9 protein-coding genes and 3 pseudogenes are annotated in these 25,415 nt (G+C 37.8%); 10 read left to right on the forward strand and 2 right to left on the reverse strand.

Annotated features, from left to right (window positions below; genetic code table 11):
• The first annotated feature begins 85 nt into the window (after positions 1–85).
• The 6 genes and pseudogenes from LNM86_RS08990 to LNM86_RS09015 form a co-directional block, all read left to right on the forward strand.
• Positions 86–997, forward strand: a complete 912-nt coding sequence (locus LNM86_RS08990; protein WP_241438973.1) for a DUF7146 domain-containing protein — start codon at positions 86–88, stop codon at positions 995–997.
• Entirely contained in the window at positions 997–2,610 is a 1,614-nt protein-coding gene (locus LNM86_RS08995) for a YfjI family protein (protein ID WP_241437414.1), read from the forward strand. Before LNM86_RS08990 ends, LNM86_RS08995 begins: the two co-directional genes overlap by 1 nt.
• Before the next feature lie 641 nt (positions 2,611–3,251).
• Positions 3,252–8,240 carry a DEAD/DEAH box helicase gene (locus tag LNM86_RS09000; RefSeq protein WP_241437415.1) on the forward strand — a complete coding sequence of 1,663 codons (4,989 nt, stop codon included), beginning with the start codon at positions 3,252–3,254 and terminating at the stop codon, positions 8,238–8,240.
• Between the two features lie 1,505 nt (positions 8,241–9,745).
• Entirely contained in the window at positions 9,746–10,456 is a 711-nt protein-coding gene (locus tag LNM86_RS09005) for a nucleotidyltransferase family protein (RefSeq protein WP_241437416.1), read from the forward strand.
• A gap of 84 nt (positions 10,457–10,540) precedes the next feature.
• Positions 10,541–11,224, forward strand: coding sequence for a hypothetical protein (locus LNM86_RS09010; RefSeq protein WP_241437417.1), 684 nt, complete (start codon positions 10,541–10,543; stop codon positions 11,222–11,224).
• Positions 11,225–11,301: 77 nt separating this feature from the next.
• Positions 11,302–11,481, forward strand: a pseudogene (locus LNM86_RS09015) (hypothetical protein); the annotation flags it as partial.
• Positions 11,482–11,856: 375 nt separating this feature from the next.
• On the opposite strand, the gene LNM86_RS09020 reads toward LNM86_RS09015, so the two are convergent.
• Entirely contained in the window at positions 11,857–13,329 is a 1,473-nt protein-coding gene (locus LNM86_RS09020; protein ID WP_241437418.1) for a replicative DNA helicase, read from the reverse strand.
• Positions 13,308–13,472, reverse strand: a pseudogene (locus LNM86_RS09025) (phage late control D family protein); the annotation flags it as partial. The pseudogene LNM86_RS09025 and the gene LNM86_RS09020, both read right to left, overlap by 22 nt.
• Positions 13,473–15,034: 1,562 nt before the next feature.
• Here LNM86_RS09025 and LNM86_RS09030 point away from each other — a divergent pair.
• The 4 genes and pseudogenes from LNM86_RS09030 to LNM86_RS09045 all read left to right on the forward strand — a co-directional run bounded on the left by LNM86_RS09030 (position 15,035) and on the right by LNM86_RS09045 (position 25,254).
• Positions 15,035–18,331, forward strand: coding sequence for an autotransporter outer membrane beta-barrel domain-containing protein (locus LNM86_RS09030; protein WP_372712456.1), 3,297 nt, complete (start codon positions 15,035–15,037; stop codon positions 18,329–18,331).
• 469 nt (positions 18,332–18,800) lie between these two features.
• Positions 18,801–19,001, forward strand: a pseudogene (locus tag LNM86_RS09035) (autotransporter outer membrane beta-barrel domain-containing protein); the annotation flags it as partial.
• A 919-nt stretch (positions 19,002–19,920) separates the two neighbouring features.
• The gene (locus tag LNM86_RS09040; protein WP_241437420.1) at positions 19,921–22,242 is read left to right on the forward strand and encodes an autotransporter outer membrane beta-barrel domain-containing protein; all 2,322 of its coding nucleotides are present in this window, start codon (positions 19,921–19,923) and stop codon (positions 22,240–22,242) included.
• 675 nt (positions 22,243–22,917) lie between these two features.
• Positions 22,918–25,254, forward strand: a complete 2,337-nt coding sequence (locus LNM86_RS09045) for an autotransporter family protein (protein WP_241437421.1) — start codon at positions 22,918–22,920, stop codon at positions 25,252–25,254.
• Positions 25,255–25,415 lie beyond the last annotated feature (161 nt).

The following is a 25,415-nucleotide window of genomic DNA, read 5'->3' on the forward strand; positions in this document are numbered from 1 at the left end:
ATAGGACAGACAAAAGTATTTCAAGTCTCACAAATTCTGAAATAACAAAATCTGTCCTGTAATGCAAGTAGCAGGATGGTATTTTATGCATTGTACAAATGCTCAAAGCATGGTTTGTGCCTTGCATGGTGTTTGGCACGGGCATTATGGACTTGCCCGTTGTCCTGCCCATGATGATAGGTCACCTAGTTTAGCTCTTGCCAATGGAAATGATGGGCGTCTCTTACTCTATTGTTATGCCGGCTGCTCTTTTAGAGAAATCTTACAAGCTCTTAAGAATATTGGGTTGATTGATAAAAATGCTTACTGTCAAAAAGAGAAGCAAGCATATTTCGTTCATAAAACCTCTTGTTACAATCGCTCTTTATTAGAGCAGAAAACAGCAATACAGAAAGTTGCTAAAGCACAAGAGATTTGGAAGCAAAGTCAACCCATTAAAGGGACCATAGCAGAGCTTTATTTACGCAAGCGTGGTATCACTTGTGAATTACCCTCCAATTTACGTTTTCATAGCAAATGCCCTCATCCCTCTGGGAAAACCATCCCCGCATTGGTTGCTCTTGTTGAGGGTGGTGGCTCCTTTGCAATCCATAGAACCTTTTTACAAGACAATGGATGCAAAACAGAACAGTTACCAACAAAAGCCATGCTGGGCTCTGTTAAGGGCGGTGCTGTACATTTAAGCCAAGCCAATCATCAACATCTGGTCATTTGTGAGGGAATTGAAACAGGTCTTTCTCTGCTGTCTGGTCTGTTATCAGAGCCTGTGACTTTATGGGCATCCCTTTCAACCAGTGGCATGACGCATGTGAATTTACCCCATATCAAATCAAAAGCCCATCTCACCATAGCTATGGATGGCGATGAGGCGGGTCGTAAAGCAGGTTTTGCCCTTGCTACCCGTGCGCAATGCCAAGGCTTTGAAGTCTTGATGATGCAAGCTCCCGAAGGAGCTGATTTTAACGTTTTATTATTAAATTATGAAAGAGAAAAATAATGAAAAAACATAGTCTTGATAATAATGAAAATAGCTCTGTAAAGAATACTGATAATGATAACACCCCTGTCTCTTTAAAGGAGCATCCCTGTTTACAAGCCATTCCTTATGAACAGGCTTTGCAACAAATGGGCTGGGGTGAATTAAAACCAATCAACAAAGCGCTTTTACCGGTTGAACCTTTTCACGCTAAACAAGTTCCATTGGTATTGGGAAGGTATATTTATGATATTGCTGACCGTCAACAATCGCCTATCGATTTTGTGGCTGTCTCTGCTATCTGTGCTTTAGCCTCTGTGATTGGCAATGGGGTTCGTATCGCGCCAAGACAGTTTGATAATTGGTACATTGTTCCTAATCTATGGGGGATGATTATTGGAGAACCTTCTGCACGAAAAACACCTGCTATGCAAGCCGCTCTCTCACCGCTCTATAGCTTACAAAATGAATGGCATAAAAATTGTCAACAAAAGAATAAACAAGCAAAAGTGAAGGAAGCTTTTGAGACCTTGCGTAAAAAAGAAGTAAATAAAAAAGCAGCAAAGGCTTTTAAAAAGGGTGATTATGACGCAACCCGTGCCTTTTTAGAAGAAATGATTGAGAATGAGGAAGAAAGTAATCAGAACGATACAAAGCGGCGTCTTCTTGTCAATGATGCAACGGTTGAAAAGCTTGGAGAATTACTCAAAGAAAACCCGCATGGATTATTGTTAGTCCGTGATGAACTTTCTGGTTTTTTAGAAAATCTAAATCGTAAGGAATATCAAACAGACCGTGGTTTTTATTTGCAATCTTTCAATGGTGATATACCCTATACCCATGACCGTATTGGGCGTGGTACAATCCATGTTGAAAATGCAACGGTTTCTATGATTGGGGGCATTCAACCTTCTCGGATTATTCCCATTGTACAAGCGATAAAGCGTGGGATAAACGATGATGGTTTATTGCAACGTTTTCAAATAATCGTTTGGCCCGATAACAATAAAGAATGCAAATGGATTGATAGAGCCCCCTTACAAGACGCCTATAAAGACTATGAAGAGGTGTTTCGTTCTTTTCGCGATAAACCGTTAGGCTCTCCTGAACAGCCGCGGGTGATACATTTTTCTCCCGAAGCACAAGAGGCATTTCGTGAATGGTGGGAAAATCTTCATAAAGAAGTGAGAGAGGATAATCTCTCTGAAACCTTACAATCCTATCTTTTAAAAATGCCAAAAACCATAGCAAGTCTTGCCTTAATCTTCGAACTTGTTGATGGTAATCGTTTTGAAGTAAGTTACCCTTATCTTTTTATGGCTTTGCATTGGTCAAAATATCTTTTAAGCCATGCGAAACGTCTTTATGCGGCGGATGATAGCTTAACAATAGAGCATGCAAATTTGCTTGTAGAGCGTTGTGAATACTTGCCTAGTGTCTTTACTGCTCGTGATATTCTCCAGCGTAACTGGACGCGTTTAAAAGACAAGGAAGCCATTAAAAAAGCTTTAGAGCTTTTATGCCGTTGCAACTATCTTCGTGAAATCTGTGAAGACAAGGCGCAAAAAGGCGGTCGTCCTACCATACGCTATGAATGGCATCCTTTGGTGAAAAATCAGAGAACACAACAATGAAGCACTTTTTCACCCCCCCTCAAAACCTATAGCAAAAAGTGTAAAAATTGCTTTTACAACACCACTTAACGCTTATTGGGCAATTCAATATAACTTATTGATAAAACATATTCTTTTCTATCCTTACCTTTTTTATAGATTTTTACAAGTAATAAGAGATATAGGAATCATAAAAACAACTTTTCTTATATGTTTTGAGGGGTTTTGAGGGTTCTTTTTTAGTCTCACTTTAAAAAAAATTTTAGTAAAAAATAAAAAGTGTTATATTTCAATATGTTAATTTTTATCAACTTTCAAAAAACAACTGATAATTGACGGCATATCGTATAAATACAACCATTACTATATGTTTTGAGGGTTTTTGAGGGTTTTGAAGGTTTCATTTGATATTTATCAAACTATTCATTTTGATTTCTTAAACACGGTTCGAATTTGTTTTGATTTCCATAAAATGAATAGTAAATTTTACTACTTTGCTGTTTATAGGCTGTTTATAATTGCATCTTGTAAATTTTTTTAAAGCATTTGATAGGTTTTTGCGCCATTTTGGTTTATTGGGTACTCGATATTTGTTCTAAATGTATTTATGAAACGCCATTGTGATTTTTTGAGTCTCATAAGGCAATGGAGTTTATTGAATAATGTCTCAATCTCTCAATTCTGATAATAAACAATCCTCTTTACGCTCTCTCTTACAGTCTTATCGCCAACAGGCAACCTCAAATGCAAAAAAAGGAAAAATCTTTGAAAGTTTTGTGACGAAATATCTTATGCATGACCCGCTTCATTATGGGCGATATGAAAAGGTTCAGAGCTATTACGAGTGGGCTAAAGAACATGAGGGTTGGAATAAAAATGATATCGGCATTGATTTGGTTGCTAAACTCCGTAATCGAGATGGGTATGTAGCTATTCAATGTAAGTTTTATAAACCAGACCATCAGATCAGTAAAAAGGATATTGATAGCTTTATTGCTGCCTCTGGGAAAGATATCTTCAAATATCGCCTTCTGGTTGATAGCACTGAAGTGAATTTAAGTGACAATGTGAATGCAATGATTAAAGGACAAGCGATACCGGTTTATCGTATTGACCTTCGTCATATGGAAAACAGTCGTATAGACTGGCAAATCTTTGCAACAAAAAAAGAAGTCGTTCTTAAATCGACAAAAGAACCACGCCCCCATCAGATAGAAGCAATTCAGAAAGTCTGTGAGGGATTACAAGAAGCAGACCGTGGCAAGCTCATTATGGCGTGTGGGACGGGTAAAACATTTACAAGTCTTAAGATAGCAGAACAAATAGCCGGAAAAGGTAAGCGTGTTTTGTTTTTAGTGCCTTCTCTTGCATTAGTCTCGCAAACGATACGAGAATGGACAGCGGATGCACAAATTCCATTGCATTCCTTTGCTGTTTGTTCGGATACAAAAGTTGGCAAGCGTCGTAAAAATCAAGATGATATTATTGAAATGGAAACATCAGATCTTGCATTGCCTGCAACAACGGATGCACAAGCACTTGCCAAAGAAGCTTGTGAAAACCAAGCAGATGCAATGATGGTGGTATTTTCGACTTATCATTCGATACAAGTGATATCCGATGCACAAAAAGATTATGGATTACCCGAATTTGATCTGATCATCTGTGATGAAGCTCACCGTACAACGGGTGCTGTGTTGGGATCAGATAAAAGGGAATCTGAGTTTGTCAAAGTTCATGATAACAGCATTGTTCAGGGCAAAAAACGCCTCTATATGACCGCAACACCTCGTATCTTTACGGACAAGTTGAAAAGGAAAGCTGACTTATCTGATGCTGTTCTTGCCTCTATGGATAATGAAGATTTCTATGGCAAAAACCTTTACACTTATACCTTCTCAAAAGCTTTAAAAGATAAACTGTTAGCACCTTATAAGGTTATCGTTTTAGCTGTTGATGAAGCTATTATCAACGCAACGATTCAGAAACGCCTTAAAGATAAAAACTCTGAACTCATTCTTGATGATACAACAAAGATTATTGGTTGCTACAAAGCTCTTGCTCAAATAGAAAAGAAAGATGAAGATGATGATATAAAGCCCATGCGGCGTTCTCTGGCTTTTTGTAAAGATATCGAAACTTCTGACAAAATTAGCAGAAAATTCAATCAAGCGATTGATGAATATCATAAATTTGTTCCTGAAAGTAAAACCTCTCTTAATTTTGAAATTGAACATATTGACGGGACTTTTAATGGTAAGGACCGAAATAAATTACTTGATTGGCTTAAAGAAGACACCGATGAGAATAGCTGTCGTATCTTAACCAATGTAAGATGTTTGTCTGAGGGGGTGGATGTGCCTTCTCTTGATGCGGTAATGTTTTTACACCCGCGCAAAAGTCACGTGGATATTATACAAGCCGTGGGGCGCGTTATGCGTCGTGCCCCCAATAAGGAAACAGGCTATATTATTTTACCAGTAGGGATTCCCTTCAATATTCCACCAGCACAAGCTTTAGAAAACAATAAAAAATATGATGTCATTTGGCAAGTTCTTAATGCTTTACGCGCTCATGATGACCACTTTAAAAATAAAATGAAAGCCTTAGAGCTTAATCAAGATATTCGTCATTTGTTTGAGGTTGTGGGGGTAACTTTAAACCCTGCTTTAAAAGCAATGACGGATGTTGTTGATGAACTATCTTTTCACGCAAGATCTGAAAGTGCGGGGCTGCATATTGGTTCATTAGCCCGTGAAACGTCTCATGAAGATAACGGACAAGGAGAATTAGAACTAGATGTTTACATTGATCAATTCTCGCGTGCTATTAAACCAATCATTGCCGACAAATGTACGGAACCTAATCAGTGGGGAAACTGGGCGGGCAATGTAGCAGAGATTGCACAAAATCACATTATCCGTCTCAAAAGCTTGCTTGCTGATAAAAAGAGTGAAGCTTACGATGCCTTTAACACCTTTCATAAGGAATTAAAGAACGGTTTAAATGATAGTATCGAGCAAGAAGATGCTCTTGAGATGCTTGCACAACATCTTGTGACGCGTCCTATCTTTGAATCTTTGTTTGATGGCAATGAGTTTGTGAGTAAAAACGCCATTTCGCAAGCGATGGAAAAGATCTTAGCTGAACTGGATAAAATGAATATCAAAGAAGAAGCCAAAGATCTTGAGAAGTTTTATAATAGTGTGAAAGAAGATACGGATGGAATTATTGACGCGCACGCAAAACAAAATCTGATTATCAAGCTTTACGAAGATTTCTTTACTAAGGCATTTAAAAAGACAACCGATAAGCTTGGGATTGTTTATACACCGATTGAAATTGTCGACTTTATCTTACATTCCGTCAATGATGTGTTAGAGCAAGAGTTTGGAAAAAGTTTAAGCACTCGAGGTGTCTCTATCCTTGACCCCTTTACCGGTACCGGTACCTTTATCACACGGCTTTTACACTCTAATCTGATAAAACCAGAAGATATGGAATATAAGTTCCGTCATGAAATCAAAGCCAATGAGATTGTTCTCTTAGCTTATTACATAGCAGCGATTAATATTGAAGCAACCTATCATAGTCTTATGAAAGGAGATTATATCCCGTTTGAAGGGATTTGTTTAACTGATACGTTTTTGATGCTTGAAGAAAAGGACTTCTTTACACACTATATGTTTGAGAATTCGGAACGGTGTAAAAAACAACAGGAAACTGATATCCAAGTTATTGTTGGCAATCCCCCTTATTCAACAGGGCAAAGAAGTGAAAATGATAATAATGCGAATGTAGAATATGAAACACTTGATACAAGTATTAGAGATACATATGCTTTGAAATCTCAAGCAACATTAAAAAGAAATCTCTATGACAGCTATATTAGAGCCATTCGTTGGGCAAGTAATCGCTTAAGTCCGCAAGGTGGTGTCGTAGCTTATGTTTCTGGCAATGGATGGATAGATAAAACATTTGCCGATGGCATGCGAAAGTGCTTACAGAATGAATATTCTTCTATTTACATTATTAATCTTCGTGGTGATATTCGAAAAAACATAAAATCCAAAGAACTTTCAAAAGAAGGAGAAAATGTTTTTGCTTCAGGAAGCCAAAATGGAATAGCGATAACCCTTTTTGTGCGTAATCCAAAAGAAAAACAGTCCTGTAAGATTTATTATCATGACATTGGTAATAATCTCACGACGGAAAAGAAGCTGTCTATCCTCAAATTCTTTGGTAGTATTGATGGCATTACACGGAGTGAACACGGTTGGAAAATAATTACACCAGACAAGCATGGTGATTGGATAAATCAACGTGATGACAGCTTTAAAACATTCCTAGCTATAGGTGTTAAAAAGGGGCATGATAAAAAACTCTTTGAAACTTTTTCTTGCGGTATCGTAACCAGTCGTGATGCGTGGGCATATAACTCAAGTCGTAAAATTTTAGCAAAAAATATGAACAATATGATTGCTTTCTATAATTGCGAAGTAAAACGTTTTAATAAGACCTATCCACGTACTGACCGTAAAACACATATCAATGCCGTAAACAACTTTGTCAATTCGGATGAAAAGAAGATCAGTTGGAGCCATAATGTTAAACAGGATTTGCTGAAAGGAAAGCACTTCAAATTTGAAGAAACTTGCCTTGCGCAAAGTTTGTACCGCCCTTTCACACGACAATGGCTTTACTACAATCGTACTTTCAATGAAAGAGTTTATCAAATGCCGCGTATATTCCCTATGGGAAAAACGGTTGATAATAGGGTGATACAAGTTACAGGTACAGGAACTCAATCAGGATTTTCTGTTTTTATGGCTAAAGATGTACCTAATTATCACACGATGGATACTGGACAATGCTTTCCACGATATTTCTATGAAGATGTTGTGGCTTCAAAAGATAAGAACGAAAAACAATCCCATTTATTTGCAAATTCTACAGAGGAAAGCAAAGCAGCTGGTTTACAACGCCGTGATGCCATTACTGACGAAGGTTTAGCACATTTTAAGGCTGCTTATCCTAATGAAACCATAACGAAAGATGATATCTTCTATTATGTTTACGGGATCTTGCATTCTGAAGATTACCGTGCTCGCTATGCTGATAATCTCTCTAAAGAATTGCCTCGCATCCCTTGCGTAAAGAGCACTGAAGATTTCTGGGCATTTGTTAATGCGGGTCGTGAATTAGGCAATTTGCACGTTAATTATGAAACCGTAGAGCCTTATCCCGTGACCTTTAAAAAAGGCAATCCAAAACTGAAAGATATCTCTAATCCCGAAAAGTTTTATTACGTTACAGAAATGAAATTCGCAAAAATCAAAAATAGTAAGGAAAAGGATAAGTCTACAGTTATTTACAATAGCAATATCATAATAACAGATATACCTAAGGAAGCTTATGAGTATATCGTAAATGGTAAATCTGCTCTTGAATGGGTTATGGGGCGGCAATGTGTAAAGACTGATAAAAAGAGTGGCATTGTTAATGATGCCAATCGCTATGCGGTTGAGACCGTTGGCAATCCTGCTTATCCATTGGAATTGTTCCAAAGGGTTATTACAGTGAGTTTAGAAACAATGAAGATTGTTAAGAACCTACCAAATTTGGAATTAAGAGAAACTGAAGAGACTTAAGACTTATGAAGCATGCCTATCATATGAACATGCCAATCTCATAAGGGGTATAGATCTTATAACCGTAATCTATACTTCTCTTGTTATGTTGCTTATGTACAATCTTAAAAGGAATGATTTACCGTGCGCTATTCTAAAAAGAGAAGATAAGATTTTTTACATTGCCTTTAAAAGATTATATCGCAATCTCAAATGAGAGCATCATATCTTTCAAAAGCTCTCTTTAAAGAGAAGAATGAATGTTTTTATCTTTACGTTATGACACCTTCAAAACCCTCAAAAACCCTCAAAACATATAGTAATGGTTGCATTTATACGATATATCGTCAATTATCAGTTGTTTTTTGAAAATTGATAAAAATTAACTTATTGAAATATAACACTTTTTATTTTTTACTAAAAATTTTTTTTAAAGTGAGGCTAAAAAAGAACCCTCAAAACCTTCAAAACCCTCAAAACCTATAAAATTAATAGCTATAAAAGCCTTGATAGCATTTCTTATAATCACAAGCTGTTTTTTGAAAGGCTTTAAAGGATTATATACCCTCTCATAAAACATGATTTAAACACGCACTCTAATCATAAATGTTGTCTGTTAAATTTTTAGACAGATACTGACAAGTTTTGTTCAATTGATATCAATTGTCACTATAAATCATCTTATTAGCACTGATTATTTCTCAAAACATACTAACATATTGAAATATAATGGTTTTTATTTTTATCAAAAAGTTTTTTTTAAAATGAGGGGGTAAAATGACTGCTAATAACTGACAAGAGACAAAAGCCCATAAAAAGGCATTTTGATAAGGATATAAGAATTCAAAATGTTTTTATAAAAATCAAAACCGCATGATCATATTATCCTTTTTATGAGAATGATGCGGTGGCTATAGAGAATGAATCAAAACACTAGATTTGAATCAAAAGCGTTGTGTATAAAGACGCGGTCTCTATAAAGCTGTCTAAATTACAAACCTCTTATAAAAAATTCACAAAAATATTCACAAGTTATCTCATAAAAATAATGATGCGTTATAAAGTTAAAAATAGGCATTATGAGAGCGTTTTTAGTTATTATGATGTTTAAAAGAGAAAAATAACGCAATTGCGTAATATAGAGTCAAATAAAGTCAATAAAACAGAAAATATTTATAAGCATATGACGCATATTTATACACAATGGTATAAAAAATAATTATAAAAAAACACAAAAAAGAATAAAAGATAGTTGACAATAAATACGTATTTTGTTATATAAATAATCAAGTGATGAAAAACACTTAATGATAAGCGGATAGGTTACGAAACAACCTTTCCAAAACCTTTTAAAAGCAACTATCTTTTATGCTTTTGTTAGTATATTAAGATTTTGCCGGGTGTGTTACGTCATACAAGACTCTTATGAGAAAAGCGTAACAACGGACTTATCACCGTGTTTTTCAACGCCCGGTGCCCTTATAGGGGTGTCAATGAAAAACAGTATTGATAAGGAGACACTAGCTATGAACGCTACTGTTAATAAGAAAGCAACATCCAAAAAATATGAATTAACTGATGATATGCAATGCATAGATGGTCACTTATTGTACCGTATCCGTGCCTTAAAAGACTTTGCTGATGTCAAAAAAGGTGACTTTGGTGGCTTTATTGAAAACGAAGATAACCTCTCTCATGATGGGGATTGCTGGGTTTATGATCATGCTCGTGTCTTTGAAAATGCTCGGGTCTTTGAGAATGCAAAAATAAAAGGTTATTTTGTTGATGTCTATGGGGATGCAAAAATTTATGGAAATGCGATTTTTGAAGGCATGTCTATAAATGATTATTGTGAGGTCTATGGCAATGCCCATGTGCAAAATGCTGCTGTAATTGAAGGCAATGTTAAAATTTATGATAACGCCTCTGTAAGTGGGCATGCCCATATTTCTGATATGACCGTCATTTGCGATAATGCCCATGTCGGTGGCAATGCAAAAATAAGTGATGGTGCTTATATATGTGATTATTCCTATGTCGTTGATGATGCCGTGGTTTGTGGCTCTCTTGTCTCAGGAGATTCTTGTGTTCATAGCGCCGCCTCGTTAACTCCTGATGATCAACTTCATGATGAGGCAATTCCAAGGTTTGGTAGTGAGGAAGATTATTATCGTCATGAATATTATGATGATTATAGTTATGATTACAATTTTGAAAATGCAAATCAAACTGCGTAAATAACACCGTGGGCGCGGCGGGGGCGCCCCTTCTTAAGAACATTTCATTCAAATTTTATCCATTATTTAGATTGGGAGCTCCCTATGACCACTAAAACTGTATCTAAAATTGTATCCAAAAAATATGAATTAACAAATGAAACGCATGTCGTTGGTAATCGTACCCTTTATCGCATTCGTGCATTAAGAGATTTTGCTGATGTCAAGGCTGGTCAATTGGGGGGCTTTATTGAGAATGAAAATAATCTCTCTCATGATGGTAACTGCTGGGTTTATGATGATGCGTGGGTTGCTGACAATGGCGTCGTGTCTGATAATGCGCAAGTTTCCAATTATGCTAGCGTTTTCGATAATGCAAAGGTTTGTGACAATGCAAAGGTTTGTGATTATGCAAAAATTTATGACAATGCAAAAATTGCTGATAATGCTAGGGTTTTGGGAAGGGCTTTTGTTTACAATCATGCCTGTGTTTTGAATAATTCTGAAGTTTCTGACAGGGCTGTTATAAAAGGCAATGCAAAAATTTATGAGAACGCTTTACTAACTGGCTATGCGCAAGCTTATGGGAATGCAAAGATTTTTGGTAACGCACAAGTTTGGTTTTTTGCTGTGGTTTGTGATGATGCTTGTATTTATGACAATGCTAAAATTACAGGTGGTACATACATTTGCAATAAAGTGAGTGTTTTTGGTAATTCATATATAGATACAAAAAAATTGAATGGTAAAATCAAAATTTGTGATCAAATCATAAATCAAGCAGCATAAATAACACCACGGGCGCGGCGGGGGCGCCTGCTTTCCAAATCTTTCATTTAAAATCTCATTCTATAAGGATTGTTTCTATGCAAAAGAAATTTGCACTTACAAATGAAACGCGTCTCTTTGCTAATCGCATATTGTATCGCATTCAGGCTTTAAAAAGCTTTTCTGATGTCAAGGCTGGTCAACTCGGTGGTTTTATCGAAAATGAAAGCAATTTATCTCATGATGGCAATTGCTGGGTTTATGGTAATGCTCTTGTAGCTTGCCACTAGGTTTTGCATAATTTGACACTGGGTTTTGCAGCAATTCATTTTTTTTCACAGAGCTTTTAAGCGGTTCTCAGAGAAGCTTTAAGAGGTATCTAGAGCCGCTTTCATGAGTCTTATTTTTATTGGCTCAGAATCGCAATTTGAGGCGATTCATCTTTTCCAACAATCCCCTTATTTGATATCTAAAATCTGTAAGATATGCATGTAGAGAGCAGTAAATTTTGTATCATTTGCATCATATTTTGTAAAAATAACTTCATTTTCAAAGGATTTTCATTTTTTTAAAGAGCTCTCAAAGGGTCTTCAAAGGCCTTTCAAAGGCCATTTATTGCCCCTTTTATGCATGTTTTTCTCTTATGATTTTCTTCATAGATCACTAAAACGTGTAAAATCAGCTTGGAAAGCAAGAGGAACAGTGCCTGTGGGACCATGGCGTTGTTTGGCGATAATCACCTCCGCCTGCCCCCTCACCTGATCCATCTTCTCTTGCCATTTAACAGATTCAACGCTGCCTTCCTTTGGCTGTTCATTTTTTAAGTAATATTCTTCACGATAGACAAACAAAACAATATCAGCATCTTGTTCAATCGAACCGGATTCACGTAAATCAGAAAGTTGTGGCCGTTTATCGGTGCGGTTTTCAACTTGCCGTGAAAGCTGTGAAAGAGCAATGATAGGAATATTTAGTTCTTTTGCTAGCGCTTTAAGAGCCATGGTAATAGCTGTCATTTCTTGCACACGGCTGTCTGAGGAACGCTTTGTATGACCCGTCACGAGCTGGATATAATCAATAATCAACACATCTAAACCATGTTGCCGTTTGAGGCGCCTTGCACGCGCTGCCAATTGAGCAACAGACAGACCACCCGTTTGGTCGATATAAAGCGGGGCTTTTTGCAGAGAACGTGTCATGTGGATGAGTTTAGTAAATTGCTGTTCTGAGAGATTGCCCCGCCTAATATCAGAAGAAGAGACCTCCGTTTGCTCAGAAATGATACGGGTTGCTAGCTGCTCTGAGGACATTTCTAGGGAGAAGAATCCAACAATGCCTCCCCCATTGTCTTGTTCTTGTGTTTGGTCATCACGCTTGTAAGCATTGGCAATATTAAAGGCAATGTTGGTTGCAAGAGAGGTTTTCCCCATACCGGGGCGACCAGCGATGATAATGAGATCAGATTTTTGTAACCCTCCCATTTTCTCATCAAGGTTTTTGATATGGGTTGCGATTCCTGAAAGCCTTGAGGAACGCGCTTTAGCAGCACTTGCCATGGTAAGCGCCTTTGTGAGAGCGCCTGCAAAATTTTCAAATCCACCGCCATATTTTCCTTTTTCTGCTAATTCAAACAACTGCTGCTCGATCATTTCAATCTGTTGTGAGGGACTCAATTCTACAGGAGCATCAAAGGCTTTATTAACAATTTCATTGCCAAGATTAATCAAACAGCGTCGCAGGAAAAGATCATAAATAATCCGCCCGTAATCTTGTGCATTAATGATGGTGATCGCTTCTTTAGCGAGACGTACAACGTAATGAAAGACAGTGATATCACCAATTTTTTCTTCTGCTGGAAGAAAGGGTTTCATGGTCACGGGATTGGCAAGTTTTCCCTTATGGATCATCTGTGAGGCAATCTCAAAGATCTTTTGATGCAAGGGTTCAAAAAAATGCTCTGCTTTAAGAAAGTCCGAAACGCAATCAAGCGCATCATTGTTTATGAGAATTGCCCCGAGCAAGGCTTGTTCCGCTTCAAGATTGTGTGGGACCTCTCGAAATGAAGAGAGCATGTTATCCCTTTGATTTTCTTGTGCACGGCATTCTACGAGGTTGACTTTTCCCATGGCTGTTTTCCCTTCTCTGGTGCCTCTAAGGTGATTTCTGTGGTATAGCCGCTTTGTTTCTCATAGCGGTGGGTCACGGTTGCGGCTTTCCATGGACCATTGATTTGCTCTCGGAATCCGCGCAAAATGAGAGGTTGAGAAGAATCTTATGAGAAATAATCAACAATACTGAATAGTATCGTCATGCTTCAATTTGATAAAATATTAAACTGTAATAAAAATTAAATCTAACTTTAGAATTATACCACACTTGTTTTTCTGAAAATGTATTCAAAATATTTACAATAAAATTCTTTTAAGACAATATATTATAAATAAATTTTGTATAAATTTGCACTCTTTCTATAAAGTATATTTAATTCTTTATGTATTTTAAGTATAAATTACCATAATATAATATTAATACTGCATTTGACAAATTAAAGTAAATTCATTAACTGTAGTTAATATTTCAAATATCCATTGTTATTCTTCTAACGCATTTATTAAGCGGGAAAAACATTGAGGGATTAATTGAGGGATTATAAGTGAGGAAAGCATGATGTCCAAAAAAGCCCTCTTATTATGCACAGCCGCCGCAACAATCTTGCTATTTGGCACGCATCTCAATGTACAAGCTGGAAGCCTTAAAGCTGATAAAGGAGAAGTAAAAACAGCAACACCAGGAGAAACCTATGAATATCTTCAAGCAGCAGGTGGCAGCACAATCACTGGTGAAAATTTAATAATTACAGGGGGACATCCAGCAAATGACAGTTTGATGGCTGTGTATGCGTCGAACGCCAGTACGATTGAATTAAAAAACACAACTATTAAAAGTGCTAACGATACTGAAATGTATTCTGGTATTGAAATATGGCACGGTAGCATAATCAAAATGACTGGGGGCTCTATTGCAGCTAGATTTGGTGCTATTATCCACACCGACGACAGTGGCAAAAGCACACTAGAAAACGTAAAAATATCCGGTGATAAGAACAATACAGCGACGAAAGGTGTAAGTGTTCAAAAAGGCACTGTTAATTTGAACAATGTCACTGTTACTAAAGCAAAATACGCTGTACATGCACAATCTGATACTCGCGTAATAATATCTGGGGGATCATTCGGTGGAATGATAGAGAATACCGGAAGTACCGTCACTTTAAGTAATAACGTTAAAGTAACATCTGAAAATAATGGGCTTCATGCCGATGGTGAAAAATCTCAAATCACCATGACAGGAGGAGAAGTCACCGGGAAAAAAGCTGCATTGTTGGCAGAAAATAGCGGATATATTGATGTCACAGATATCACTCTCACCGCATATAACAAAGGAACAGGCGCAAGTGCCATTGGTCCTAACAGCATGATTAATTTGCAAAATACCACAATTGAAGAGGCTAAAATCGGCCTTGATGCACAAGAGGGTGGCACAATCAGCATGACCGGTGGATCCATTGCTGTTTCCGAAATAGGGGCTTCGTTCACAAAGAGTAAAAGCGATCAAAACAAGCTGGAAGGTGTACAGATAACCAGCAAGAGCGAAGATAAACCTCTCTCCATTGGAATAAAAGCTGATCAGGAAAGCAGCGTTACTTTGGACAATGTAACGGTCACAAAAGCAGAAAATGCCATAGTCGCAAATAATCAATCAGCAGTCACAGTCTCTGGTGGATCACTTAAAACAGAAAAAGATTCAGTCAACGCTGAAAATGGCAGTACAATTACTATAAACAACAAGGCTCAAATCGTATCCTCTAACGGTGATGGACTCCATGCCGTTGATGAGAAATCAAAAATTTTCATGACAGATGGAACAGTAACCGGTAGTAACAGTGTGTTATACACAAAGAGTGGTGGATATATCCATGTCGAAGATGTTTCTATGATAGCAAATGGCAATGGAACAAAATTCGGTGCCTTTGCAAAGAACTCCAGTACAATTGAGTTGAATGGAAACACAACAATTAAAAATGCTTCCGTTGGTGTTATAGCACAAACAAATAACGCTACAATCAAAATGACAGGAGGGTCCATTGAAATTTCAGGAGGTGATGCAATAGGTGCGCTTTTCTCTGACACCAACAGTAAAGAAAATAAATTGAAAGATGTAAAAATATCGACGGATAAAGAGAATTTTCTTATGGAAAAAGGTGTCAGTGTTGACAAAAAAAGTTCGGTCACGTTGGACAATGTCACCATCACAAAAGCAAAAAACGGCGTATTCGCAAATGATCAATCTCAAGTTACAATCTCTGGAGGATCATTTGAAGCGAAAAATGCAACAATAAGTGCCACAAATAACAGCACCATTACTTTAACCGATAATACACAAATTACATCATCTGATGGTGATGGGGTCTATGCAGAGGGAGCTGGATCTCAGATCTCAATGACAGGAGGAACCGTAACAACAAAGAATGAAAAATCTGCATTATCTGTTAAAGAAGGCGGACAGATTGATGCCACGAATGTTTCTCTCACAACAGAGGGGAAAGGAACCGGTGCAGTTGCATCTGGTAAAGATAGCACAATTAAATTGCATGGCAATACAACAATTAACAATACTTTAAATGGTCTTGAAGCCGTTGATGGTGGTAAAATTACCAGCGAAAATTTAACAATTATCGGTGGTAAGTCAACTGATCAAGCCCTCAACAAAGAACACTCTGGTGTATGGACATCAGATCTTGGTAGTGAAGTGAAGTTAACGGGCAAAACAATTATTGAAAACGTTGGTGAAGGTTTTTACGCAGATGGTGGAAGTAAAATCATTAGCGGAGATTTAACAATAACCGGTGGTGAATATAAAAAAGAAACCCTTGCTGTAAACGTTGCAGAGCCTGGTAGTGCAATTGAATTAAATGGTAAAACAACCATTGAAAATTTTGATGTTGGTCTTGCTGCAGCAAATAATAGCACAATTAAAATGATGAATGGTGAGAGTGAAACAACACAGGGTAAATTAGAAAATAAAATAGCAGTAAAAAAGCTTGCACTCGTCGCAGCATTTGGTGGGCAAATTGATCTCAAAAATATTTCCATAACATCAGGAAACATCGGTTTACAGTTCTTAACTGTCCCTAATATTAATAAAGATAAACCAGAGAATCCACAAAAACATCAAAGCAATGAAATCAATTTAACCAATGCCGATCTTCACGTTGAAGATGGTTCAGCAATTCTCATTGGAGCTCTCAGTAAAAATGACACTGAAGACACTCAAAACTTATCAATCGGTACAGCCAAGCTTAATAAATCAAAAATCCATGCTGATGTTTTATTAGGAGATGGTATTTTTTGGGATAAAAACTTGTTCGAAGGAAAATATGTTAAGACGATCTCCAATGGCACCTTCACATTAACCGCAGATCAATCTACCCTAGAGGGCAGAGCGGATATTGCTAAAGACAGAAATGTCCGCTTTGATCTGATCAACAACACCACATGGACCTTAAAAACCAGCACAAAAGAAACAGATAAGGATGGCAATCTGCTTGATATCGCTCAAAGAGCACGTTCTGATGTTTCTGTCCTTAATCTCAACAACAGTAAGATTGTTTTCCAAGGACCAATAGAAGAGCATTATCACACATTGCATATAGGTTCTGGTAAGCCAGAAAATACCGCAGTCTACAATGCCACAGGAAACGCAGAAATTTACTTCAATGCCGAATGGAGTGATGGTGCAGCGATAGCTGATCAAAAAACCGACAGATTGCTCATTGATGGCGATGTATCAGGAACAACAGCCGTTTATGTCACGGGACATTTAGAAGGAAACAATGGGAAAGCAAACACCTCTGCTGCTGCCAATGTCCGTGGTCTGTCACTCATTCAAGTCTCTGGAAAAGCAAAAGAAGACTCTTTTAAACTGGTAAATGGCTATACCACAAGAGATGGCTCTCCGGATATGTATACACTGCGTGCCTATGGACCAGAGTCAAGCCAAGGCAAAGCCGATATTGGGCAAAATCTGTTTGATGAAAAAAATAAAAACTTCTGGGACTTCCGTTTGCAACCTAAACTGCTTGAAACAGGCTCTGGTCAAAGTGTGAACGCCCCTGTACCACAAACGGCAAACTACTTGGTCATGCCAAATGCTCTCTTCTATAGTGGATTAACCGATATGGCCAAGAAAAACGCACTGATAGCCAATATCAGAACATCCATCCTAGGAAAGGAAGAGGAGAAAAACACCGGTTTCTTCCTCTCCACCTATGAAAGCACAGGGACCTTATCTTCTGCGCGTGGTCCTCTCAAATATGGTTATGGCGCTGATATTCGTTATGCTGCTCTCCAAGCGGGGGCAACATTGGCAGCAATCGAGGGACAGAATATCATCACACATTTCGGTGTTGTTGGAACTTACGGACAACTGTCTTTCACTCCAAAGGACATGGCAGATGTAAGCAAGAGCACATTGGATAAATGGTCGCTAACAGCCTATGGCAGCCTACAGCATGACAATGGTTTCTATCTTGATACACTGTTCTCTTATGGTATTTTCAAGGGCAATATCGGCAATGCCATCATGGGCAAAACCGCAAAAGTGAAAAATGCCAAAATGGTGAGTGTTTCTACCACCCTTGGCAAACAATTTGCCACCGGAATGGAAGGTTTAACATTCGAACCGCAGGCACAACTTGCCTATCAACATTTGATGTTTAAATCCATTGAAGATGCCAATAATCTGATCATTGATATGAACAACCCTTCGCAATGGTTAATCCGTGTTGGTGGACGTTTGACAAAAACCATTTCCACTGAAAACAACCATCCTCTGTCTTTCTATGGGAAGGTCAACTTTATCAAAACATTTGGTGACGATGGGTCCATCACAATTGGCAGGGACTTTGACCTTGATCCTATGGGTGCTGCGATTGAAGGTGGGCTTGGTATCAGTGCACAACTTTCACACAATTTGTCTCTTCATGGTGATGTTAGTTACCAACAAAAGCTGCAAAAAACCGGTATATCCGGAGCAAGTTTTTCAGGAGGAATACGCTATCAGTTTTAAACCAAGGCGATCAGTCTTAAAATAAAGCTATAAACTTTAAGACAAAGTGGCTCAGGTTCCGCTGGGTCAGGCTCTGGTAGCTCAAACCCTAGTGGTTCAGGGTCTGGTGGCTCAGGCTCCGACTGTAAATCTTAAAACAGAGCTGTAAATTGAATATGGGGTTGTAAAAACAAGCATCTTCTATCCTTCGTTTTTATCCCCTCTCCTATAAACAGAAGCGCCAAAAAACTTGGCGCTTCTGTTGAAGACAACCATCCTCTGTCTTTCTATGGAGCAGATTGCCCTCATCATCTTTTTCTTGTGTGCTGGTTTTATGAACCATGTCGTCTTGTTTTTGAGATCAAAGCACGCATTTCTGTCTTTAGCAATATTCGCTTTGCCTTCTAGAGTAAATTGAGATTGATCCGCGGTTTAAAAGTAAACTTTATCAAAATCTTTGGTGATATAGTAAAGTTGTTTCTCGATAAATTTTTATAAAGATGGAAACATCACAATTGGCGATATTTTTCCCCTTGATCCAGTGGGGACTGCGATTGAAGGCGGTGTTGGCATCAATGCACAACTTTCACACAATTTGTCCCTTCATGGTGATGTCAGTTACCAACAAAAACTACAAAAAACCGGCATATCCGGAGCAAGTTTTTCAGGAGGTATCCGCTATCAGTTTTAAACCAAAGCGAGCAGTTTTAAGATGGGGCTATAAACTTTAAGACAAAGTGGCTCAGGCTCCGGTGGGGGCGGGTTCCGACTGTAAATCTTAAAACAGAGCTGTAAATTAAATGGGGACGTAAAAACGAGCATCCTCTATCCTTTGTTTATGCCCTCCATAAATAGAAGCACCAAGATTTTTAGCTCTTCTGTTGAATAGACACTGAGAGACATCAAAAAGAAAAGGCAAGACACTACGCTGCCTTTACTGTTACGCCTTGTTTATTGTTAAATGCTGTCATTAAAGATCAATCAAATGACGCCCATTCTTGCTATGCTACCTCTTCTTCCTACATCATCTATAAAACTTATTGCTTTACAATCGCATCTATTGTTCGCTATAAAACGCTCTTGTAAACAACTCCTTTTGGAAACATTTTTCTTTTCTCTTAAAGAGTTCTTTGTTCTTAAAGAATTCTCTCTCCTCTCTTCACGAATCCGAATTTCTCTATCATAGCCCTCACCCCTTTTGCCCCACAAAAGATACAAACCATTTGGATTCCTTTGTTTTACATTGAATAAAGCACGACAACCCTCCTTGCTTCTTCATACCTCCCTCATATTGCATCCACATGTAAATAATCTTTTCAAAATTTTTATTTGCTCATTTGATAGTCGTGCATAAAGTAATATCTCACGCTCCAATCCTTTAGATCTTTAACACCAACAAGCTTTTGGCAGTACCAAATATTTAAAAATATCGTCTTTATGATCATGAAAAAACTTTTTAAGAAAAACTTCAAAGCATAGAGAACACCATAAAATATAATTTGTTTTGTTATTTACAATAAAAACATAATGGTATAAAAACTGGCTGGGTACTTGCGCCATCAGGGGAATGAAGTAAGCATCAAAGCATACCAAATACTAAAGGCATATCTATGTGTAAGAAATATATTTATAAGAAAAATTTTTTGTTATGTACAATTGCTGGAACTTTCATTTTTTCTCATTTTGCTCCAACCTATGCAAATAGACAACCTCCTGAGATTATTAATGAGTTTAGGATGGAAAAAGGAAAAGAAAAAACTCTTAATAACGTTTTTATCCGCAATGAATTGAGCGCAGTGAACGCCTCTGAGAAAGCAATTGCCACAATTACGAACTCAACAATACATTCAGGTTCATTTGCTTTTTCTGTATCACAAGGTGGACGTATTAATGCTAAAGAAGTGAAAGTCAATGCTTTGCATACGGGTCTATCAATTGCAAACGGTATCATTAACATTGAAGATTCATTCATAGAAATCAAAAGAAAACACGGTATTATTTTCCATACCATTTTAGATCTTTCTCTGAAAGATGGTGAAGAGGTTATCAATAAGGCAATTCTTAACAATACAAAACTTCTTGTGAGAAATGGTATCGGTATTTTAGGACCATCATATTCAAAATCTGTTTCCGAAGTTCAACTTAGAAATTCAGAAATTCGTTCTGATGTATTGTTAAAAAATAATATAAAAAAGGCAACAGATTCAGATCCTATGACTTTTGTATTAACCGCCGATAATTCAACTATGGAAGGAAGAGCAAACACCTTAGCAGGAAATACGACTGTTTTTAATTTAAACAACAATAGCAAATGGTATTTAAATGTAAGTCAATACGACATAATTAGTCTATTTAATTATAAACTCCCTGACATTAAGCAACGAGCGCAATCAATCGTTTCAGTTCTCAACCTTAATAATAGCTCTATCATATTTAATGCGCCACATGCGCTGGCACACAATCATTATCAAACCTTGATTGTAGGAAGAAAGCCACAAACTGAAAAATCTGAGCCACAAGAAGCGCAAAATCCTCATGGAGCAGCGGTTTATAATGCAGTGGGCGATGCAAAGATTTACCTCAACACCAAATGGAGCGATGGAGAACCAAAAGAACAGCAAAAGACGGACCGTCTTTTCGTTTATGGCGATGTATCCGGTACGACAGAAATTCATTTCACCAGCCTTTCAAAAGATGAGAGCATAAAAGACACAGAGCATTCCATCCCCATGAATATGTATGGTCTCTCGCTTGTTCAAGTGTCTGGAAAGGTCGATGAAAATGCCTTCAAGCTTGCAAATGGCTATGTCACAATGGGTGGATTACCTTACAAATATACGCTAAATGCCTACGGACCAACATCTAGCCGTGGAAAAGCGAATATTACAGAAAGCTTCTTGGGAGAGGATAAAAATTTCTGGGATTTCCGCTTGCAAAAAGCCACGCTTGATTCTGAAGGAAAGGTCCGCGCCCTCGTTCCTCAAGTGGCAAGCTATTTAGTGATGCCAAGCGCGCTCTTCTCTGCTGGATTTTCTGATGTAAACAATCAGAATACATTGTTAGACAATATGCGATCAAAAGCAGGTGAAATGCGAAATAACAAAAACAAGGGAATTCATTTCTCTTCTTATGGAAATAAGAGCACATTGTCTTCTAACCGTGATCCATTGCAATATGGCTATGGTGCTGACATGCACTATGCGGCCTTACAAGCAGGTGTGACATTAGCAGCAATAGAAGATCAAGATATCACGACAAATTTTGGGCTTATGGGAACATATGGCAAATTGGCTTTCACGCCAAAAGATATGGAAGGCGCTGAAAAAAGCACGCTGGATAAATGGTCCCTTGCTGCATATGGTAGCTTCCAGCATAACAATGGCACACATCTCAATGCCTTCTTTTCCTACGGGGCTTTAAAGGGAAATATCACCACCGCTCTTATTGGAAACACCGCAAAAGTGGATAATACCAAAACATTGAGTGCATCTGCTACCGTTGGACAAAAATTGGCAATGGGCGTTGAAGGATTGGCTTTCGAGCCACAAGCACAACTTGTTTATCAACGTCTCATGTTTGGCACGCTTTCCGATGTTGATGGTTTTGCAGTCAATATGGGCAATCCCCATCAGTGGTTAGTGCGGGTTGGTGGACGTTTAACACAAAGGATCATGTCTGCTGAAAAAAACAACACCTTTGCTTTCTACGGCAAACTCAATCTGCTAAAAGCATTTGGTGATAATGGCACGATACAGATTGGTGATACTTTCCACCTCAATACGCTAGGGACTTCACTTGAAGGTGGTGTTGGTATAAACGCACATTTATCACAAAATATCGCGCTTCATGCTGATGTTAACTACCAACAGAAACTCCAAAAAGCCGGCATCTCCGGAATAAGTGTCTCTGGTGGAATACAATACCGTTTTTAAGAAAAAGCAAAAAACCACTTATAATCTATTCTTTTAATAAAAAAGCAGTATGAATGTACTGCTTTTTTTTGCAATCTTTCGGCAACAGCCATCAATAACGGTTCTTTCTATACAACTTTCTTGAAAGGATTAATTTCATTCAAACCAAATGCAACAAAGCTCTCTATCTCTCAATCCCTGTCAAAGTCTCTAGAAAGCAACATTTTTGATTTATAAAAACCGAATGGATTCAATAAAACTTGTTGTATATTGATAAAAAATACAAAATATTTTATCTTTTTTACATAAAAAATCCATAATGAATAGTTCTATATGCAAACAAATTAACTGAAAGCTTTTTGTAAACGCGCAACAAATCTTCTCTAAAAACTCTGTAGAGCTTTCATAACAACAACCTTAAGCAACAAATATCATTGCAAAATATTTTGATTCTTAACATTTTAAAACAAAAATACTTATCAAGCTAGGTTTTCTAAAGCCCATCTTCACTGCATTGCGTTTTCTATTTTAAATGCTCTTCTAAGATCAATTTTTAAACGATAGAGAACACTACAAATATAATATTCGTTTTGTTATTTACAATAAAAACATAATGGTATAAAAACTGGCTGGGTACTTGCGCCATCAGGGGAATGAAGTAAGCATCAAAGCATACCAAATACTAAAGGCATATCTATGTGTAAGAAATATATTTATAAGAAAAATTTTTTGTTATGTACAATTGCTGGAACTTTCATTTTTTCTCATTTTGCTCCAACCTATGCAAATAGACAACCTCTTGAGATTTCTACGGTCCAAGTAGCTAATGGAGAAGAGAAGAACCTTCATAATGTTTTTGTTCATGGTAAGTATGATGCCGTGGTTGCTAAAAAAGGTCATATTACCATTACAAACTCAATAATGCACTCAGGCTTTAATTTGCTTTCTGCAAAGTCAGGTGGTCAAATTCATGCCAAAGGAATTGTGGGAGAAGCTCAAGAGCGTGGTTTATCACTCACAAACGGCATAATCCATATTGAGAATTCAACATTAAACGTCATGGGCCACAGCAAAGCCTATGGTATCAATTTCGGTTATATTCCAGACGATGAAATAAAAGAAGGAGAAGGAGTTGTTAACAAAGCGATTCTTAACAATACAAAACTTCTTGTAAACGACGGTATAGCTATTCTCGGACCTTATTATTCCAAAGCTGTTGCTAATGCAGTGTACCTTAAGAACTCAGAAATTCGTGCCGATATGTTATTAAAAAACGAAGTTTCGCCCTTCACTGTGCCTCAACCTACTACTTTTACATTAGATATTGATAACTCGATTATAGAAGGAAGAGCAAAAATACTTCCTCAAAGTACAACGGTTTTTACCCTAAACAATAACAGCAAGTGGCATTTAAAAATTAGTCTCTTTGAAGTGGAGGAGGGTTTTAGTCTATTTAATTATAAACTCCCTGACATTAAGCAACGAGCGCAATCAATCGTTTCAGTTCTCAACCTTAATAATAGCTCTATCATATTTAATGCGCCACATGCGCTGGCACACAATCATTATCAAACCTTGATTGTAGGAAGAAAGCCACAAACTGAAAAATCTGAGCCACAAGAAGCGCAAAATCCTCATGGAGCAGCGGTTTATAATGCAGTGGGCGATGCAAAGATTTACCTCAACACCAAATGGAGCGATGGAGAACCAAAAGAACAGCAAAAGACGGACCGTCTTTTCGTTTATGGCGATGTATCCGGTACGACAGAAATTCATTTCACCAGCCTTTCAAAAGATGAGAGCATAAAAGACACAGAGCATTCCATCCCCATGAATATGTATGGTCTCTCGCTTGTTCAAGTGTCTGGAAAGGTCGATGAAAATGCCTTCAAGCTTGCAAATGGCTATGTCACAATGGGTGGATTACCTTACAAATATACGCTAAATGCCTACGGACCAACATCTAGCCGTGGAAAAGCGAATATTACAGAAAGCTTCTTGGGAGAGGATAAAAATTTCTGGGATTTCCGCTTGCAAAAAGCCACGCTTGATGATGAAGGAAAGATCCGCGCTCTTGTTCCTCAAGTAGCAAGCTATTTAGTGATGCCAAGCGCGCTCTTCTCTGCTGGAATGGCTGATGTAAACAATCAGAATGCATTGTTAGACAATATGCGATCAAAAGCAGATGAAATGCGAAATAACAAAAACAAGGGAATTCATTTCTCTTCTTATGGAAATAAAAACACTTTGTTTTCCAACCGTGACCCATTGCAATATGGCTATGGTGCGGACATGCACTATGCGGCCTTACAAGCAGGCGTAACATTAGCAGCAATAGAAGATCAAGAGATCACCACGAATTTTGGTCTTATGGGAACATATGGCAAATTGGCTTTCACGCCAAAAGATATGGACGGCGCTGCAAAAAGCACGCTGGATAAATGGTCCCTTGCTGCATATGGTAGCTTCCAGCATAACAATGGCACACATCTCAATGCCTTCTTTTCCTACGGAGCATTAAAGGGAAACATCACCACCGCTCTCGTTGGAAACACCGCAAACGTGGATAATACCAAAACATTGAGTGCATCTGCTACCGTTGGACAAAAATTGGCAACGGGCGTTGAAGGATTGGTTTTTGAGCCACAAGCACAACTTGTTTATCAACGTCTCATGTTTGGCACGCTTTCCGATGTTGATGGTTTTGAAGTCAATATGGGCAATCCTCATCAGTGGTTAGTGCGGGTTGGTGGACGTTTAACACAAAAGATCATGTCTGCTGAAAAAAACAACACCTTTGCTTTCTATGGCAAACTCAATTTCCTAAAGGCATTTGGTGATAATGGCACGATACAGATTGGTGATACTTTCCACCTCAATACGCTGGGATCTTCACTTGAAGGTGGTGTTGGTGTTAACGCACATTTATCACAAAATGTTGTACTTCATGCCGATGTTAACTACCTACAGAAACTCCAAAAAGCCGGCATCTCCGGAATAAGTGTCTCTGGTGGAATACAATACCGTTTTTAAAAAAATGTAATCTAATTTTTTAAACTTATAGGCAGCGCTGAAGGATAAACAGCGCTGTATCTGTTTTACGCATTACGAAAAAGCGTAATGCGTCAAGAAATAATGCGTCAAGAAATTATGCACTTTTCATCAAAAAGAAGACGATAGATTAAGGAGCATCT

This window comes from Bartonella machadoae (assembly GCF_022559585.1).
GTDB classification, from domain to species: Bacteria; Pseudomonadota; Alphaproteobacteria; order Rhizobiales; family Rhizobiaceae; genus Bartonella; species Bartonella machadoae.

What these genes read in the sequence shown, in the direction of transcription:
- LNM86_RS09010 (WP_241437417.1), top strand. Translation starts at nt 10,541, where the DNA reads ATGACCACTAAAACTGTATCTAAAATTGTATCCAAAAAATATGAATTA.
- LNM86_RS08990 (WP_241438973.1), top strand. Translation starts at nt 86, where the DNA reads ATGCATTGTACAAATGCTCAAAGCATGGTTTGTGCCTTGCATGGTGTT.
- LNM86_RS09045 (WP_241437421.1), top strand. Translation starts at nt 22,918, where the DNA reads ATGTGTAAGAAATATATTTATAAGAAAAATTTTTTGTTATGTACAATT.
- LNM86_RS09020 (WP_241437418.1), bottom strand. Translation starts at nt 13,329, where the DNA reads ATGGGAAAAGTCAACCTCGTAGAATGCCGTGCACAAGAAAATCAAAGG.
- LNM86_RS08995 (WP_241437414.1), top strand. Translation starts at nt 997, where the DNA reads ATGAAAAAACATAGTCTTGATAATAATGAAAATAGCTCTGTAAAGAAT.
- LNM86_RS09000 (WP_241437415.1), top strand. Translation starts at nt 3,252, where the DNA reads ATGTCTCAATCTCTCAATTCTGATAATAAACAATCCTCTTTACGCTCT.
- LNM86_RS09005 (WP_241437416.1), top strand. Translation starts at nt 9,746, where the DNA reads ATGAACGCTACTGTTAATAAGAAAGCAACATCCAAAAAATATGAATTA.
- LNM86_RS09040 (WP_241437420.1), top strand. Translation starts at nt 19,921, where the DNA reads ATGTGTAAGAAATATATTTATAAGAAAAATTTTTTGTTATGTACAATT.